This window comes from Neobacillus thermocopriae (assembly GCF_010975035.1).
GTDB lineage: Bacteria > Bacillota > Bacilli > Bacillales > Cytobacillaceae > Neobacillus > Neobacillus thermocopriae.
Genome location: NZ_JAAIUV010000004.1, coordinates 62,686 through 77,401, shown reverse-complemented (window position 1 = coordinate 77,401; position 14,716 = coordinate 62,686). Strand labels below are relative to the sequence as shown.

General features: G+C 36.3%; 20 protein-coding genes. All 20 read left to right on the top strand.

What is annotated here, in order from left to right; genetic code table 11:
* Positions 1 to 8 precede the first annotated feature (8 nt).
* The 20 genes from flgL (at position 9) to fliR (ending at position 14,715) form a co-directional block, all read left to right on the top strand.
* The gene (flgL, locus tag G4Z05_RS04030) at positions 9 to 911 is read left to right on the top strand and encodes a flagellar hook-associated protein FlgL (protein WP_163250580.1); all 903 of its coding nucleotides are present in this window, start codon (positions 9 to 11) and stop codon (positions 909 to 911) included.
* 105 nt (positions 912 to 1,016) lie between these two features.
* Complete coding sequence (locus G4Z05_RS04025; protein WP_163250579.1) at positions 1,017 to 1,637, top strand: flagellar brake protein; 621 nt, start codon at positions 1,017 to 1,019, stop codon at positions 1,635 to 1,637.
* Between the two features lie 282 nt (positions 1,638 to 1,919).
* Positions 1,920 to 2,834, top strand: a complete 915-nt coding sequence (locus G4Z05_RS04020; protein ID WP_163250578.1) for a hypothetical protein — start codon at positions 1,920 to 1,922, stop codon at positions 2,832 to 2,834.
* A gap of 103 nt (positions 2,835 to 2,937) precedes the next feature.
* Positions 2,938 to 3,306 carry a flagellar export chaperone FliS gene (gene fliS / locus G4Z05_RS04015; protein ID WP_038535007.1) on the top strand — a complete coding sequence of 123 codons (369 nt, stop codon included), beginning with the start codon at positions 2,938 to 2,940 and terminating at the stop codon, positions 3,304 to 3,306.
* 23 nt (positions 3,307 to 3,329) lie between these two features.
* Positions 3,330 to 3,683, top strand: coding sequence for a flagellar protein FliT (fliT, locus tag G4Z05_RS04010; RefSeq protein ID WP_163250577.1), 354 nt, complete (start codon positions 3,330 to 3,332; stop codon positions 3,681 to 3,683).
* A gap of 213 nt (positions 3,684 to 3,896) precedes the next feature.
* Entirely contained in the window at positions 3,897 to 4,217 is a 321-nt protein-coding gene (locus G4Z05_RS04005; RefSeq protein WP_163250576.1) for a hypothetical protein, read from the top strand.
* Positions 4,218 to 4,271: 54 nt separating this feature from the next.
* On the top strand, positions 4,272 to 4,925 hold the full coding sequence (locus G4Z05_RS04000) for a glucosaminidase domain-containing protein (protein WP_338036742.1): 654 nt from the start codon (positions 4,272 to 4,274) through the stop codon (positions 4,923 to 4,925).
* A 154-nt stretch (positions 4,926 to 5,079) separates the two neighbouring features.
* Complete coding sequence (gene flgB / locus G4Z05_RS03995) at positions 5,080 to 5,472, top strand: flagellar basal body rod protein FlgB (RefSeq protein WP_163250575.1); 393 nt, start codon at positions 5,080 to 5,082, stop codon at positions 5,470 to 5,472.
* Positions 5,473 to 5,475: 3 nt separating this feature from the next.
* On the top strand, positions 5,476 to 5,919 hold the full coding sequence (gene flgC / locus G4Z05_RS03990) for a flagellar basal body rod protein FlgC (protein ID WP_038535016.1): 444 nt from the start codon (positions 5,476 to 5,478) through the stop codon (positions 5,917 to 5,919).
* Positions 5,920 to 5,931: 12 nt separating this feature from the next.
* Entirely contained in the window at positions 5,932 to 6,234 is a 303-nt protein-coding gene (fliE, locus tag G4Z05_RS03985) for a flagellar hook-basal body complex protein FliE (protein ID WP_038535019.1), read from the top strand.
* Between the two features lie 33 nt (positions 6,235 to 6,267).
* On the top strand, positions 6,268 to 7,878 hold the full coding sequence (gene fliF, locus G4Z05_RS03980; RefSeq protein WP_038535021.1) for a flagellar basal-body MS-ring/collar protein FliF: 1,611 nt from the start codon (positions 6,268 to 6,270) through the stop codon (positions 7,876 to 7,878).
* A gap of 4 nt (positions 7,879 to 7,882) precedes the next feature.
* Positions 7,883 to 8,893: a flagellar motor switch protein FliG gene (fliG, locus tag G4Z05_RS03975; RefSeq protein ID WP_163250574.1), complete on the top strand. Its 1,011-nt coding sequence runs from the start codon at positions 7,883 to 7,885 to the stop codon at positions 8,891 to 8,893.
* A complete protein-coding gene (fliH, locus tag G4Z05_RS03970; protein WP_163250573.1) occupies positions 8,877 to 9,707 on the top strand; it encodes a flagellar assembly protein FliH in 831 nt (276 codons plus the stop codon). Before fliG ends, fliH begins: the two co-directional genes overlap by 17 nt.
* Positions 9,688 to 11,007: a flagellar protein export ATPase FliI gene (gene fliI, locus G4Z05_RS03965; RefSeq protein WP_338036741.1), complete on the top strand. Its 1,320-nt coding sequence runs from the start codon at positions 9,688 to 9,690 to the stop codon at positions 11,005 to 11,007. Before fliH ends, fliI begins: the two co-directional genes overlap by 20 nt.
* Positions 11,007 to 11,441 (top strand): flagellar export protein FliJ, encoded by a 435-nt coding sequence (locus G4Z05_RS03960; RefSeq protein ID WP_163250571.1) that lies wholly within the window; start codon positions 11,007 to 11,009, stop codon positions 11,439 to 11,441. The genes fliI and G4Z05_RS03960 overlap by 1 nt, the downstream gene beginning before the upstream one ends.
* Before the next feature lie 12 nt (positions 11,442 to 11,453).
* Positions 11,454 to 12,305: a MotE family protein gene (locus G4Z05_RS03955; protein WP_163250570.1), complete on the top strand. Its 852-nt coding sequence runs from the start codon at positions 11,454 to 11,456 to the stop codon at positions 12,303 to 12,305.
* A 31-nt stretch (positions 12,306 to 12,336) separates the two neighbouring features.
* On the top strand, positions 12,337 to 12,900 hold the full coding sequence (locus G4Z05_RS03950) for a flagellar biosynthetic protein FliO (protein WP_163250569.1): 564 nt from the start codon (positions 12,337 to 12,339) through the stop codon (positions 12,898 to 12,900).
* A 3-nt stretch (positions 12,901 to 12,903) separates the two neighbouring features.
* Complete coding sequence (gene fliP / locus G4Z05_RS03945) at positions 12,904 to 13,647, top strand: flagellar type III secretion system pore protein FliP (protein WP_163250568.1); 744 nt, start codon at positions 12,904 to 12,906, stop codon at positions 13,645 to 13,647.
* Positions 13,648 to 13,662: 15 nt separating this feature from the next.
* Positions 13,663 to 13,932: a flagellar biosynthesis protein FliQ gene (gene fliQ, locus G4Z05_RS03940; protein WP_163250567.1), complete on the top strand. Its 270-nt coding sequence runs from the start codon at positions 13,663 to 13,665 to the stop codon at positions 13,930 to 13,932.
* A 9-nt stretch (positions 13,933 to 13,941) separates the two neighbouring features.
* On the top strand, positions 13,942 to 14,715 hold the full coding sequence (gene fliR, locus G4Z05_RS03935; RefSeq protein ID WP_163250566.1) for a flagellar biosynthetic protein FliR: 774 nt from the start codon (positions 13,942 to 13,944) through the stop codon (positions 14,713 to 14,715).
* Position 14,716: the final 1 nt, after the last annotated feature.

Sequence of the window (14,716 nt, the reverse complement as noted above, 5' to 3'; positions counted from 1 at the left end):
GTGATGGTATGAGTTCGCGTGTAACACAAAGTATGTTAAATCAAAATATGTTATTTAACCTGCAGCGAAGTAATAGTGCAATGGCGAAATATCAGGAACAACTTTCTACCGGCAAGAAAATAACGAAACCATCAGACGATCCTGTAGTGGCTGTTCGAAGCATGTATTTTCGATCTTCACTAAATGAAATCGATCAATACAAGCGTAATGCGGAAGATGGACTTTCTTGGATGACTAGCACGGATGAGGCACTTGATGAGGTCATTTCAGTCCTACATCGGGTACGTGAGCTAACTGTCCAGGGGCTGAATGGTACCAATGGTGGAAATGACCGGAAAGCCATCGCAGAAGAAATCAATCAGCTAAAGGAGCATCTTGGAGAAATTGCTAATACGCAAATGGCAGGAAGATATCTTTTTGCCGGAACAGATGTGAAAAACCCTCCATATGGATTGGATGATTCCGGTACGGAAAAAGGTTTTCTAAGCAAGAATGAAGGTAAACTAGAATTACAAGTGGGTCCAAACAACCATGTACAGATTAATGTCCCTGGGGTTCAAGTGTTTAATAATGACGGAGACGGCGGGATATTTAAAGTATTGAAAAACATTGTAAATGAATTTCAAGCTGAAAATAATCAATCTTCTGATCTATTAAGTAAATTGGATCAACAATTGGACCATGTTTTACAGATTCGTGCCGATTTAGGGGCTAGAATGAACCGGATGGAATTAAGTTCGACCCGTTTAGAAGGACTAGAATTATCAGCCGTGAGTTTGTTATCAAAAGAAGAAGATGCAGACATTACTAGAGTGATTATAGATCTAAAGGCACAGGAAAATGTTCATCGAGCAGCCTTATCTGCCGGTGCTCGTATAATCCAGCCATCTTTAGTAGATTTTCTGCGCTAAATTGAAGGGCAAAACAAATATTCAATTGTTTTGCCCTTTTATTTTTCATAAAGATAAAGTAGTATAAAAGTAGGATTATATAAAATTAAGCGGGTGTTTGATTCCATGTATCCAAAAATAAGTCAGAATATTATGATTGAACTAAAAAATGTCAATAAGACATGTAAGTCCATTGTTGCTGAAATAGAGGAGAATGAAATTTTGATAGTTTTTCCCATGCTTCGAACCATCATGGGGCATATATCAGAAGGCGATAAATTGGAAATCAGCTACTTAATCAATGAAAACAAATATAAATTTGATTCCCATGTCATTGGTAGAAAAAATGGTACCGTACCATTGTTACGAATTACGAAACCAATTGAAAATGAGATTGTCAGAGTTCAGAGGCGTGATAACTTTCGTGTTAAGGCTAATTTGGATTTAATTGTTAATGATACTACAGTAACAACACTTGATATTAGTGGAGGCGGGTTACGATTTACGTGCAAGACTGATTTGGAATTACAGGAAGGTAGCGAGATGACTGGAACGTTAATCGTTCCAACTTCTCACAATAATGATTCTACACCCATCAACTTTGTCGGACAGGTCAAACGGATTCAAATGAATAAGGACGAATCTCTAAAAAATGTAGCTGTTCAATTTACTAAACTTAATCAAAAAGATCAGATGAAAATTATTCAATTTTGTAATTATAAACTAAGACAAATACGTTTGAAGTAAATTTCACAATATCATATGTAAATAAAAAATACTTCTTTAATAGGAAAGAAGTATTTTTTATTTACATTTAATTGTAATATTTTACAATTGATGACACATTTTGTATAATAATTTTTGAAAAATTGTAACATTTTATTTCTGTTTTTGATTGACACCCAAAAAAATAGACAAACATTCGAAGTATTTAATGTCTGATTCAAGTAAAACTATATATTTTGTAAAAAACATTTTCTTTGATTTGAATAAAAAATACCTCAACGATCAAAGTCAGGAGGTAGGATGATGAGTTTAAAATTGGCTCTGTTTGAAATGAAAGAGGTATTAGAAAAGCATAAAAATAAAAATTTGGATGAAGATATTTTTATTTCTGAATTGGAGAAAAAGCATGGATTAAGGGAGAATACGTTAGTTTTTTATTATAACAATCTAATGTTTCTAACCATCAAGCCTTCTTCTGATCTTCTGTCTGAAGCGAAAAAAGTGAATCGTAAATGGTCAAAAAATGAAATTGACTTTATGTTTCAATATATTAAAGAAAGGCAAGAAGAGTCTGTCAATAATATTACCGAATTATTGAAGGAAGTGGCTGCATTATTAAATCGTGGATATCAATCCGTCAATTACAAATATTATTCTCTTGTAAAAGAAAATGAAGGGCAACAAGCGAATAATCTCAATGGGTACCATTTTACAACGATCACAGAAAAAGAAATACCTGTAATTTCTACCGAAGCATTGCCTGAAAGTAATCCTGTTTTTCCAAACAATTCTAATCAACAACCTCAAAACATGAATTTGCTTGATATATTGTCAGGATTAATTACGAATGTAGAACAAATTCCAGGTATTCAATTGCACGAGCTACTGGGCAGCTTGTATCAATTGACAAATATGGCTCTTCAAAATAGAGACGCAGCTCAACAGCTTAATAAAATAAAGGCTGAAAATCAACGAGAAAAAGAAGCATTGAAGGAACAGCTTAAGCAAAAAGAACAGCAATTAATGCTGGAAAAGAAGCGAAATGATGAATTGCAGCAAGAGATTGCGAAATTAGCCAAAGAAATTAGTGCCTTTAATCAACTTGGGGATGCAGCTAAAATTCAAAATTTAAAATCGTATAATCAAAGGCTGAATTACTTAATTGATGGCTCTGGTGTTGTACTAAAAGTTGGAACGGACAAAGCAACGGGTAGTTGATATCTAGTTTGTCCACAAATAATTTTCCCTTCTCCTCTTAACTATTTTTCATTCGTTCCGATAATCAAACGGAGAAGGCATGGATTTAGAAGGGAGAATGTAGATGACAATAAAAAATCCATATCAAACTTACCAAACACAAGCTGTAACAACTGCTAGCCCGGAAGAACTAACACATATGTTATATCAAGGATTAGTCAAGTTCATCAGACTTTCCAAAATAGCTATTCAAAATCGAAATATGGAGGAAAGTCATCGATATAATTTAAGAGCACAAGATATTATCAGTGAATTAATGGTAACCCTGAAAAAGGGCTATCCAATATCTGAACAATTACTGACCATGTATGATTATATGAAGAATCGATTGGTTGAAGCGAATTTAAAGAAAGACGAAGAAATTTTGAATGAAATAGAAGGGTATGCCGTAGAATTGTCTGAAACTTGGGCAATGGCGATGAAAAAGAAATAATAAGGAAAGTTTAAGGGTCAACCATGATAATAGAAGAATGGATTCAAGCTATTTTCGAAACAACGAAGGAAATGAACGAAACACTTATTCATGGAAACTTCGAGCGATTTGAAGACTTGTTAAATAATAGAGATGTACTTATGAGAAAAGTAGATTCGTATAAAGCGGACATACCGGATTTTACCTATAGCCAGAAAGCAAAAGACCAATTAAAAAAAGCCTTTCAAATCGATCAAAAAAGTCAGGCTCTATTAAAAAAGAACATAGATGAGGCAAAAATATCAATAACCCGAATCAAAAAGAATAAACAATTATCGAATATGTACCAATCCTATATAAAACAAACAAATGGTATATTTGTAGATGCAAAAAAATAAAATTTTTAAAATATAGGTCTAAATACCTAAATTTAGACCTATATTTTTTGTTTTTCGACATATTTTACTAGTATTCAGCACGATTTTACCTATTGTATTATCCAAATTTTTGTTTAAAATATAATTATAGGTAAATTTTATTAATATTTTGCTATAATTCTGCAGATTTTGATCGAGAATTGTCGAAACATTTTTACCATAAGAGGAACCAATATGATTAATCAACCAATAAATCGAGGGAAAAACCAAAAAGGTGCCATCATTTATCATTATAAACACTATAAAAGGAATAGACCATATTTCACAAAACCGGTTAAAATAACTGTCGGAGAACCGATTAACCGGACCTATTTCATGATAAAAAATCTTGTCTACAATCAAAAGCAAATACTTGTATTAAAAACTGAACGATTCTCAAATACTATTATATTGGTGGAAGCCAAATTTAAAGATGGAAAACTAAAGTATCTCTCTAGGTTATCTGATGAATTAGTGTCAGAGATTAGTAAACTATTAGTAGATTCGGCTCTATAAATAATGACAATTTTCGACATATTCTGTAATTTACAGTAGAAAGGGGGCTACTTGGTGTTTATTGGTGATGATTGGTTGACAAAAACCATGATGATTAATACGATTTCCCGAAATGAAAAGCTAAGATCACAAATGGATGCTACTTTAAATAGTGATAATCTGTTCTCGACCATTCTCAATCAGTTGTTGATTCAACAAGAACAGCAAAATCAAAAAACGATAGAAGCTGCTCCCATTATGAATAAATTGCCATCAATGGATTCAATTGAATTAAGGCATATTTCTCAAAACGATTCTTTACGATATGAACCAGTTAGTCCGGAAAAACTCAATCATCAACTAAAAGGAAAACTGGCTGGTATGGGGGAAGCTTTTGTACAAGCCGGTCAAAGATATAATATTAATCCTGCTTTATTGGCAGCCATTGCCATTCATGAAACAGGAAATGGCAAATCTCGTGCCGCAATAGTAAAAAATAATGTGGCAGGGATGATGGGGCCAAATGGATTGAAACATTATCAGTCTGTTGAAGATAGCATCATGGATATGGCACGCAATTTAAGTAAGAATTATTTAGATAAAGGTTTGACTACGATTTCAAAAATCGGTGGTAAGTATGCGCCGATCGGTGCGAAAAATGACCCAACAGGATTAAATAATCATTGGGTATCAGGAGTCAACCGCTATTTTAATCAATTCAAAGTTTAATAAATGGGTTTTAATTTTTTGAAACTATGAACCTAATTAGGAATATAGAGACATACATATCGAAGAAACGCCATTTGCTTTTTACATATAGTATTAAGTATGTTTTTTTATGGTTTTTTGACGGAATCAAAATTTTTTGAAGGAGGGAGTCAGTATGCAAAAAATTGGTCTCCTACATTCTGCTTTAAATGCAGCAAGCTTACGGCAACAGGCCATTTCCCAAAATATCGCCAATGCTGAGACACCAGGATATAAAGCGAAACAAGTAGTTTTTGAAGATATTTTGAAAAAACAGCTCGCTAATCAAACAAAATTTGTAGGGAAACAGACAGATCCTCGACATTTCACTATCGGGCAGTCTTCTAATGTACCAGTGGCAAAAATTGTCGAAAATACGGAAACTGTGATGCAAAATAACCAAAGTAATGTGGACATAGATGAAGAAATGACTCGGATGGGAAAAAATTCACTATGGTATTATACACTCACAGAACAAATAAATAGTGAATTCCAGCAATTATCGATTGCCATTAAAGGAAGGGTATAACGTATGTTTGATTCTTTAAATATTAGTGCTTCAGCCTTATCCGCACAGCGTCTTCGAATGGATGTCGTTTCCTCTAATATAGCTAATGCACAAACAACGAGAGGAACATTCGTTGATGGGAAATGGGAACCATATCGCCGCAAAACGGTTTTAATGGAACCAAGGGAAAGGACGTTTAACCAAGTATTACAAGGTCAGCTTCAAACTCGATCGGAATTGCAAGGGGTGAGGGTAACAAAGATTGCTGAGGATCAAACACCTTTCAAGTTAGTATATGATCCATCACATCCCGATGCAGATGCCCAAGGATATGTAAAGATGCCAAATGTAGACCTATCGAAGGAAATGGTAGATCTACTAGCTACTTCCAGGGCGTATGAGGCCAATGTTACAGCATTTAACACAGGTAAATCTCTAATGTTAAAGGCCTTAGAGATAGGGCGTTAGGAGTGAATAGAAGTGCCATTGAATGGAATTCAACAAGTTGGTTCAATCAAAATTAATCAAAATCCTTATCAAAAAGTGGGTTTTAACCAAACAAAAACTTCATTTGCTAATGTCCTGCAAGGGTATTTGCAACAGGTTGATAATACGGTAAAACAGGCTTCCAATCTTTCAGTTCAAGCTGCAGCTGGTCAGATTGAAAACATTCACGATGTGACAATTGCGTCCCAAAAAGCAAAGATCGCACTGGAATTAACGGTCACTGTTAGGGATAAAGCAGTGGAAGCTTATCATGAAATGATGCGAATGCAATTATAATGGATGTTTATGTAAAGCTGGGCGGGGTGAGTAATGAATCGATCATGGATAGATCAAATCAAACAAACTAAAGAAAAATTTCAAGGGTATTGGAATGCCCGAAGTAAGAAACAAAAATGGTTCATCATAGGATCATTTATTTTCATTTCAGCTTCACTATCAACCTTTATTTTTTTTGCTTCACGGCCACATTATGTACCACTATATAATGGTCAATTGAGTCAGCGTGAAGTAGGAGATATTAAAGCTGAATTGGATAAACAAGGTTTTACAGATTATAAAATATCTGAAAATGGCACTATGTTACTTGTGCCGCAAAAAGAAGCTGCTGATTTAGTAGTTAGTCTAGCATCTGAAGGCTATCCAAAAGATAACAGCATTAATTACAGCATATTTAGTCAAAACTTAAACTTTGGAGCAACAGATCGACAATACGATATTCTCGAACGGGAAGCATTACAAAATCAGGTAGCAGAAGTCATTAAGAATGTCGATGGCATCAAAAACGCAGAAGTAATCTTAACTTTACCGGAAGAGTCTGTCTTTATTCGTTCAGATGAAGAAGAAAAAGCGACTGCATCCGTTATGGTAGAAGTGGAACCAGGAACAAAATTAAATTCTCAGCAAATTCGGGCATTGTATACGCTCGTATCAAGAAGTGTGCCAAATTTACCAGTTGAAAACATTACGATTATGAACCAGTATAGTGAAACTTTGGCCTTGGAAGATGCAGAATTGGACGACCAATCACTTGATAAATACTCTGAGCAGCAAAAGATTAAGAAAAATATCGAACGGGATATCCAACAAAGTCTTCAACAATTACTTGGAACGATTCTTGGTACGGAAAAAGTATATGTACATACCTTTGTGAAATTGAATTTTGATAAGGTCAAAGTTCAAGAAAATCTTGTTAAACCGACTGATGAAAATAATAATGGCATTGTCATTAGCTCGGAGAAAAGTTCCAAAACTTCCACTGAAAGCGGAGGTAGTACAGGTGGTGTCGTTGGTACAGGTGAAACGGATGTACCAGGTTATACTGGTGAAAGCTCAACCGGAGATAGTAATTATGAAGAAATGCAAGAGCGAGTAAATTACGAAGTAAATCGTATTCAAAATGAAATTGTTAAAAGTCCTTACGCAATAGAAGATATTACAATCAATGTCGGCGTTGAACCTGATCCGGAAAATCCTGATCAGCTTCCAAGAGCTACAGAAGAGAGCATTCGTAATATTGTAGCAAATACGGTCAGAACGGCCCTTGGTCATCCTGAACTTTCACAAAATGAAATTGATCAACGAATCACCATTTTTCCACATTCGTTTGCTAAGAATGAGACCGAACAACAAGAATCAGAGACAAATTGGATCTACCTTTTAGCCGCCATTGGAGGAGGAATTGTGGCAGCAGGTTTACTTATTTGGTGGTTGTTACGTAGAAGTAAGCAAAATCAGGTAGAAGAAGAGGATTTAGTTGCCTATGAACCATTCATTCCACAGCCGATGAAAGAAATAGAAACCGAAGATTATTTCGTTGAACAGGAAATGTCAGTTGAAAACCAATTAAAGAAATTACTTGATCAAAGACCTGAAGATTTTTCCAAAGTTATTCGCACTTGGCTAAATGAGGAGGAGAGGTGATTCAATGGCTTCTGTACTCAAATTGACCGGGAAACAAAAAGCAGCAATTTTACTTATATCAATGGGGAAGGAAGCATCCTCTAAGGTATTTAAGCACTTGCCGGAAAATGAAATTGAGCAACTAACCTTGGCTATTGCCAGTATTCGAAAAGTCAATTCCAAAGAAAAAGAGGAAGTGCTAAAAGAATTCCATGAGATGTGCATTGCTCAAGATTATTTGACAACAGGCGGTATCAGCTATGCGCAAGACTTATTGGAAACCGCTCTAGGCAAGGAACGGGCCAAGCAGATCATCCAGCGTTTAACAGCACAGCTTCAGGTCAAGCCGTTTGATTTTGCACGACGAATTGATCCTATGCAAATTTATCACTTTTTGCAGAATGAGCATCCTCAAACGATTGCTCTTGTATTGGCTCATTTGGACCCAGAGCAGGCATCCATCATTCTTTCTTCCTTACCAGAGGAATTGCAGACGGATGTAGCTCGAAGAATAGCTTTATTAGAGCAAACATCTCCGGAAGTGATTCAGGAAGTGGAACAAATTTTGGAACAGAAGCTTTCAGCCACAATACAGCAAGATTATAGCGTGGTTGGAGGAATTGATTCTGTTGTTAACATTCTAAACGGTGTAGATAGGGGTACGGAGAGAAATATTTTAGATCATCTAGGGAAAAAAGATCGTGAATTAGTAGAAGAAATCAAAAAACGGATGTTTGTATTTGAGGATATTATTACCCTTGATCGACGGGCTATCCAACGTGTTATTCAAGAAGTGGAAAATCATGACTTGCTTTTAGCATTAAAAGCGGCTAGTCCAGAGGTTAAAAAGATTATTTACGAAAATATGTCACAGCGTATGGTTGAAACATTTGAAGAAGAAATGCAATATCTTGGACCTGTCAGGGTGAAAGATGTGGAGGAAGCACAAGGCAGAATTGTATCTGTTATTCGTCGCTTAGAAGATACAGGTGAATTGGTCATCGCTCGAGGTGGAAATGATGAAATCTTACTCTAAAGTATTTAAGGCGGACCATTTGGCATTAAAAGAAGATGTAAAAGTAATTACACAGCCATTGATTCCAATCAAAATAAATGGGGAATTCATTTCTCCTTCTTCACTTCAACATACAACGACAGAAGCAGTACATAAAGCAAATCAAATTATTGATGAAGCTGATGCCAAAGCACAAACAATCATAGATATGGCAAAACAAAAGGCGCGTCAAATTGAAGTGGAAGCAGAAGAAAAAATGAAACAATGGTGGGAAGAAAAGGAGAAAAAGATGGAAGCCTTAACGATGGAATCACAGAAAAAAGGTTTTCAAGATGGTTATGAACAAGGGAAACGACAAGCTGAAGATGATATTCGGCAAGAATACCAATCGTTTATTGAACAAGCTCAACAATTATTGGAACAGGCTTATGAGCAGAAGGCCAAAATCATTTCAGAAGCAGAACCATTTTTACTTGAACTAAGTACGGCAATTGCTTCCCAAATTATCAAACAAGAATTGACTGACCATCCTGAGGCTTTTTTAGAATTAGTGAAACAGCATATTCTCCGCTTTAAAGAGAAAGAGTCAATTACTGTTTGTGTTCATCCTGATGATTTTGAATGGATCCAAGGACAGAGAGCCCATCTCAATGCCGTAGTGAATGGGGAAACGGAAATCAAAATTTTGCCGGATCATTCTGTTTCTGCAAAAGGGTGTGTGATTCGGACAGCCTATGGAAGTATAGATGCGAGAATTGACACGCAAATGGAAGAAATCAAAAAGGTCTTGCTTGAAGCGAGAAGGGAGCAGGAAAGTGAAATTATCAGCGGATAAATACATCAAGCTCATTCGCAAAATCGATCCGGTTCGAGTCAATGGAAAAATCACACAAATTATTGGACTGACAATTGAATCTCAAGGTCCGGATGTGCGGATTGGAGAATTATGTACAATTTATCCTGCTCAATCCGAAACCTCCATTCAAGCAGAAGTCGTAGGGATTAAAGAGAATAAAGTTCTTCTTATGCCACTTGGAGAAGTCCAAGCCATTGGGCCCGGTTGTGATGTCGTTGCGAGTGGAAAGCCTATAACGGTGAAGGCGGGCCATCCATTACTTGGTAGAATTCTCGATGGACTCGGGCAACCGCTGGATGGAAAGCCAATACCTTTAGGATTAGAAGAGGTTCAAATCAATGCTAAACCACCTAACCCGCTTACACGTCCACGAATTCATACTCCTTTAAGTGTAGGCGTACGAACCATTGATGGTCTGTTAACGATGGGAAAAGGGCAAAGAATGGGGATTTTTGCCGGAAGTGGAGTTGGAAAAAGTACGTTATTAGGGATGATTGCTCGTAATACAACCGCAGATGTAAACGTCATTGCCTTAATCGGTGAACGAGGCCGAGAGGTTCTTGATTTTATCGAACAAAATTTAGGAGAAGAAGGTTTGAAAAAATCGGTTGTTATTGTCGCAACCTCTGACCAGCCGGCACTGATTCGCATCAAAGGGGCACTGACCGCAACGGCGATTGCTGAGTATTTCCGCGATCAAGGTAAGGATGTCATGCTTGTCATGGATTCTGTCACTCGATTTGCGATGGCGCAAAGAGAAATAGGACTTGCTATTGGAGAGCCACCTACGACAAAAGGGTATACACCTTCCGTATTTGCTATGCTTCCACAATTGTTGGAACGTGCAGGAACCGGTCCGAAGGGGTCCATCACTGCGATTTACACCGTTTTGGTAGACGGGGACGATATGAATGAACCGATTGCAGATGCAGTAAGAGGAATTTTGGATGGACATATTGTGCTAAACCGTGCCATTGGTGGGAAAGGAATTTATCCAGCCATAGATGTGTTGGCAAGTGCTAGCCGGGTAATGACGGAGATTACATCGGATGAACATCAAAATGCAGCACGTAATTTTAAGAAATTTCTTGCCGCTTATCATGATGCAGAAGATTTAATCAATATTGGGGCCTATAAAAAAGGTTCAAATCGCGATATTGATATGGCATTACGTCTGAAACCGAAAATGGATCAATTTTTACGACAAGGAATATATGAAACTTCCAACTTTGATGAGGCAATATCCTTTTTACAATCACAATTTGGAGCGATGATGTAATGAAATATCAATTTTCTTTTCAAAAAGTGTTAGATGTAAAAGAAAAAGAAAAGGAACTTGCCGAGCAAGAATATGGTTCTATTAGACTCCAACAATTAGAGGTTCAAGAAAAAATAGAAGGATTCAAAAATTCGAAAGAACAAATCCTCAAGCAATACGATCAAGTGAATCTCAAAAAAGTATCGGACTTTTTACATCTACAGGAAGAAGTAGATTATATTAACCAACAACTGAAGGACCTTGAAAATCATTCTTATGAACTTCATCAAGAAGTAGAGAAGAAGCAACAAGTTCTTATTGATAAAACAAAAGAAGCAAAAATTTGGAACCAGTGGAAGGCAAAATCTTTGGAAGCTTTTCAAAAACGGCTGATTCAGGAAGAACAAGCGCTAATGGATGAAATGGCTGTTTTGCGCTATTTTCGAAAAGTGTAAGGAGTAATAATAATGGAAGAAAATCAGCAAGGGAAATTCCATTCCTTTCTTTTCTTTGGAATACCCATTCTCTTGACGATCATTGTGGTCGTTATTGTCATTAATTTCTTAGACATACCAGTATGGAAATCTGTAAAAAATGTAGGAAATAAAGTTCCTGTCTTAAACGAATGGATTTCTGACTCGGAAGATTTTTATGCTGGGAATGATGAGGATGTTGAGGACTGGCAGAGAAGATATGAACAAAGTCAAAAAAACTTGAAAAAGAAAGATCAAAAAATAAATGAATTAAATGAAAAACTAGAAACCAATCAAAGCGAATTAGAGAATTTAAAACAATATAATGAAGACTTACAAAAGCAGCTTGAAGAAAAACAAACAAAAAAAATGAAAGAACAAATGAAACAAATGGCCAATATTTATGCTAACATGCAGCCATCTAAAGCTGCTGCCATTCTTTCGACTATGTCACTAGAGGATGCATCGATCATTGTTTCTCAGCTCACACAAAACCAACAGAGCAGTATTCTTGCTAGTATGAAAGACACAAATAAGGCAGGAGAAATTACAATGCTACTAAAAGAAATTTCTAATCTGGAAGCAACTGATTTAGAAGCATTAAAGTCTCAATTACAAGGAATCGTTCAAAATCAAGCCAATCCAATGGCCACTCTGACTGAAACGATTTCAGGAATGCCTCCTGGGCAGGCTGCTATCGTGATTGAATCGATGATGTCAACCAATTCCCAAATGGTCACAGACTTGATGAAAAATCTAAGTTCTCAAAGCCGTTCTCAAATTTTGACGGAATTGGCGAAAAAGAACGCTAAACTAGCAGCGCAAATCACTGCAAACTTAAAATAATAGAAAGTGTACTCCAAGGAAGGAGAAAGTTATGAAACGCCTCATGTTCTTTTTTATTGTATTTTTATACTTATTTTCCGTTCAACCCACCAATTTTGCCGCAAATTCATCATCTGGTGGCGAATCTTCCGTTTATGAAACCATCCAAAATGGGGAGAAAAAAACTTCTTCCCCATCAAAAGTGAAAAAGGATCGCCAATCAGATAGTTTCCTTCCCTCATTTATCAAATTTATATTTTCGTTTGTATTTGTTATTGCGTTGCTGATTTTGATTTTGCGATATTTATCAAAAAGAAGCAGGCATATGCAATCAAATGGACTTATTTTACCATTGGGAACCCATCCACTTGGAAATAACAAATCATTGCAAATATTATTAATTGGACAGACCATCTATATTGTCGGTGTTGGCGAATCGATTACCTTGCTTCGTACCATCTCTCAAGGTGAAGAGTATCAGCATCTCCTGGAGGAGATTGAAAATCAGGGGGAAGTGCAGGCATTCAAAGGGGATAACTTACATTTAAAACAAAACTGGACGACGATGTTCAAAAAGCATTTGAAGAAGATCCAGCGGGTTAACGAGGAGGAATAGGCTATGTTAAGAAAAATTGCCCTTATCTTGCCATTGTTGGTAGGAGCTTTGTTCCTTGTACCTGTTGCTGAACCTTCTGCAGCCATTCTTCCTGGATTAGATTTGGGCTCTGATGATCCAGAAAAAGTCTCGACAACCATGCGAATAATCTTGTTGATTACCATTCTATCCATTGCACCTGCAATCTTGATATTAATGACATGCTTTACTCGCATCATTGTGGTATTGGGCTTTGTTCGAAATGCTTTAGGAACCCAACAAATTCCACCCAATCAAGTGTTAATTGGTTTGGCTTTGTTTATGACATTTTTTATCATGGCACCCACATTTTCAGAAATGAATCAGACAGCTTTAAAACCATTTTTGGCTGGTGAGCTTACTCAAGAAGAAGCTTTTAAACAAGCTAGTATTCCATTAAAGGAATTTATGGCAAAACACACACGTCAGAAGGACTTAGCCTTATTTTTAGATTATGCAAAATTGGAAAAACCAAAGGAAATGAACGATATTCCATTAAAAGCCTTAGTACCAGCTTTTGCTATTAGTGAATTGAAGACGGCCTTTCAAATGGGATTCATGATCTTTATTCCTTTTTTGGTCATCGATATGATTGTTTCTAGTGTGTTAATGTCGATGGGGATGATGATGCTCCCACCGGTCATGATTTCTTTGCCATTTAAAATCTTATTGTTCATTTTAGTAGATGGATGGCATTTAATTGTAGAATCGTTACTTAGAAGTTTTTAAAAGGAAGTGTTATTCATGGCCGCGGAATTAGTATTGAAAATTGCCCAAGAATCCATATACACCATCTTAATTGTCATTGCGCCAGTAGTAGGAGTTGCCTTAATCGTCGGGCTTCTTATTAGTATTTTTCAGGCGGCAACACAGATTCAAGATCAAACCATGGCGTTTGTTCCAAAGATTATTGCTGTTTTTTTATCCATTCTTTTCTTTGGTTCCTGGATGTTGCGACATGTAGTTGAATTCACAGAAAACTTATTAGGGAATCTCTCACAATTTGTGGGGTAGGAAAGTAATATGGATGCATCATATTTATGGAGCTTTTTGTTAATTTTTGTTCGCATCACATCCTTTATGGTTTCTGCTCCCATATTTTCAGGCCGGCAGCTTCCCGCACAATACAAAATTGGCCTCAGTACCATTCTTAGTTTGCTGTGTGTTGGATTGGTAGACGAACCTAATCTCTCGTCATTGCCATTATGGGAATTGGCTTTATTGATACTTAAAGAAATTTTTGTCGGAATAACCATAGGGCTATCTACCGGTATCTTGTTTTATTCGGTCCAAATGGCAGGTTCTTTGTTGGATATTCAAATTGGTTTTTTCATGGCAAATCTTTTTGATCCAACCTTTGAAACAAATACCCAACTGACGGGGCGTTTAAAAAATATGTTAGCCATTTTAGTAATGCTTTCGATAGATGGTCACCATCTGCTCATTCAAGGGATTTTAGCAAGCTTTGACTGGATTTCTTTAACGGCTATCATTCCTTCTTGGATGGATGGTAAAGTTTCTACTTTTATCTTAGATTGTTTTAAACAAATGTTTATGATTGGATTTATGATGGCACTTCCAATCATTGGGACATTGTTTATTGTTGATGTTGCGTTAGGGATCATTTCAAGAACAGTCCCACAGATGAATATTATAGCCATTGCACCACCAATCAAAATTTTGATCCATTTTTTGATTTATATTTTAGTTCTACCAAGTTTCTTCTATTTGCTAAAAATACTTTTTGAAAACATGATTGATTCGATTGGATCAATCTTGAAAATAATGGGGGCATAAC

What these genes read in the sequence shown, in the direction of transcription:
- flgL (WP_163250580.1), top strand. Translation starts at nt 9, where the DNA reads ATGAGTTCGCGTGTAACACAAAGTATGTTAAATCAAAATATGTTATTT.
- G4Z05_RS04025 (WP_163250579.1), top strand. Translation starts at nt 1,017, where the DNA reads ATGTATCCAAAAATAAGTCAGAATATTATGATTGAACTAAAAAATGTC.
- G4Z05_RS04020 (WP_163250578.1), top strand. Translation starts at nt 1,920, where the DNA reads ATGAGTTTAAAATTGGCTCTGTTTGAAATGAAAGAGGTATTAGAAAAG.
- fliS (WP_038535007.1), top strand. Translation starts at nt 2,938, where the DNA reads ATGACAATAAAAAATCCATATCAAACTTACCAAACACAAGCTGTAACA.
- fliT (WP_163250577.1), top strand. Translation starts at nt 3,330, where the DNA reads ATGATAATAGAAGAATGGATTCAAGCTATTTTCGAAACAACGAAGGAA.
- G4Z05_RS04005 (WP_163250576.1), top strand. Translation starts at nt 3,897, where the DNA reads ATGATTAATCAACCAATAAATCGAGGGAAAAACCAAAAAGGTGCCATC.
- flgB (WP_163250575.1), top strand. Translation starts at nt 5,080, where the DNA reads ATGCAAAAAATTGGTCTCCTACATTCTGCTTTAAATGCAGCAAGCTTA.
- flgC (WP_038535016.1), top strand. Translation starts at nt 5,476, where the DNA reads ATGTTTGATTCTTTAAATATTAGTGCTTCAGCCTTATCCGCACAGCGT.
- fliF (WP_038535021.1), top strand. Translation starts at nt 6,268, where the DNA reads ATGAATCGATCATGGATAGATCAAATCAAACAAACTAAAGAAAAATTT.
- fliG (WP_163250574.1), top strand. Translation starts at nt 7,883, where the DNA reads ATGGCTTCTGTACTCAAATTGACCGGGAAACAAAAAGCAGCAATTTTA.
- fliH (WP_163250573.1), top strand. Translation starts at nt 8,877, where the DNA reads ATGAAATCTTACTCTAAAGTATTTAAGGCGGACCATTTGGCATTAAAA.
- G4Z05_RS03960 (WP_163250571.1), top strand. Translation starts at nt 11,007, where the DNA reads ATGAAATATCAATTTTCTTTTCAAAAAGTGTTAGATGTAAAAGAAAAA.
- G4Z05_RS03955 (WP_163250570.1), top strand. Translation starts at nt 11,454, where the DNA reads ATGGAAGAAAATCAGCAAGGGAAATTCCATTCCTTTCTTTTCTTTGGA.
- G4Z05_RS03950 (WP_163250569.1), top strand. Translation starts at nt 12,337, where the DNA reads ATGAAACGCCTCATGTTCTTTTTTATTGTATTTTTATACTTATTTTCC.
- fliP (WP_163250568.1), top strand. Translation starts at nt 12,904, where the DNA reads ATGTTAAGAAAAATTGCCCTTATCTTGCCATTGTTGGTAGGAGCTTTG.
- fliQ (WP_163250567.1), top strand. Translation starts at nt 13,663, where the DNA reads ATGGCCGCGGAATTAGTATTGAAAATTGCCCAAGAATCCATATACACC.
- fliR (WP_163250566.1), top strand. Translation starts at nt 13,942, where the DNA reads ATGGATGCATCATATTTATGGAGCTTTTTGTTAATTTTTGTTCGCATC.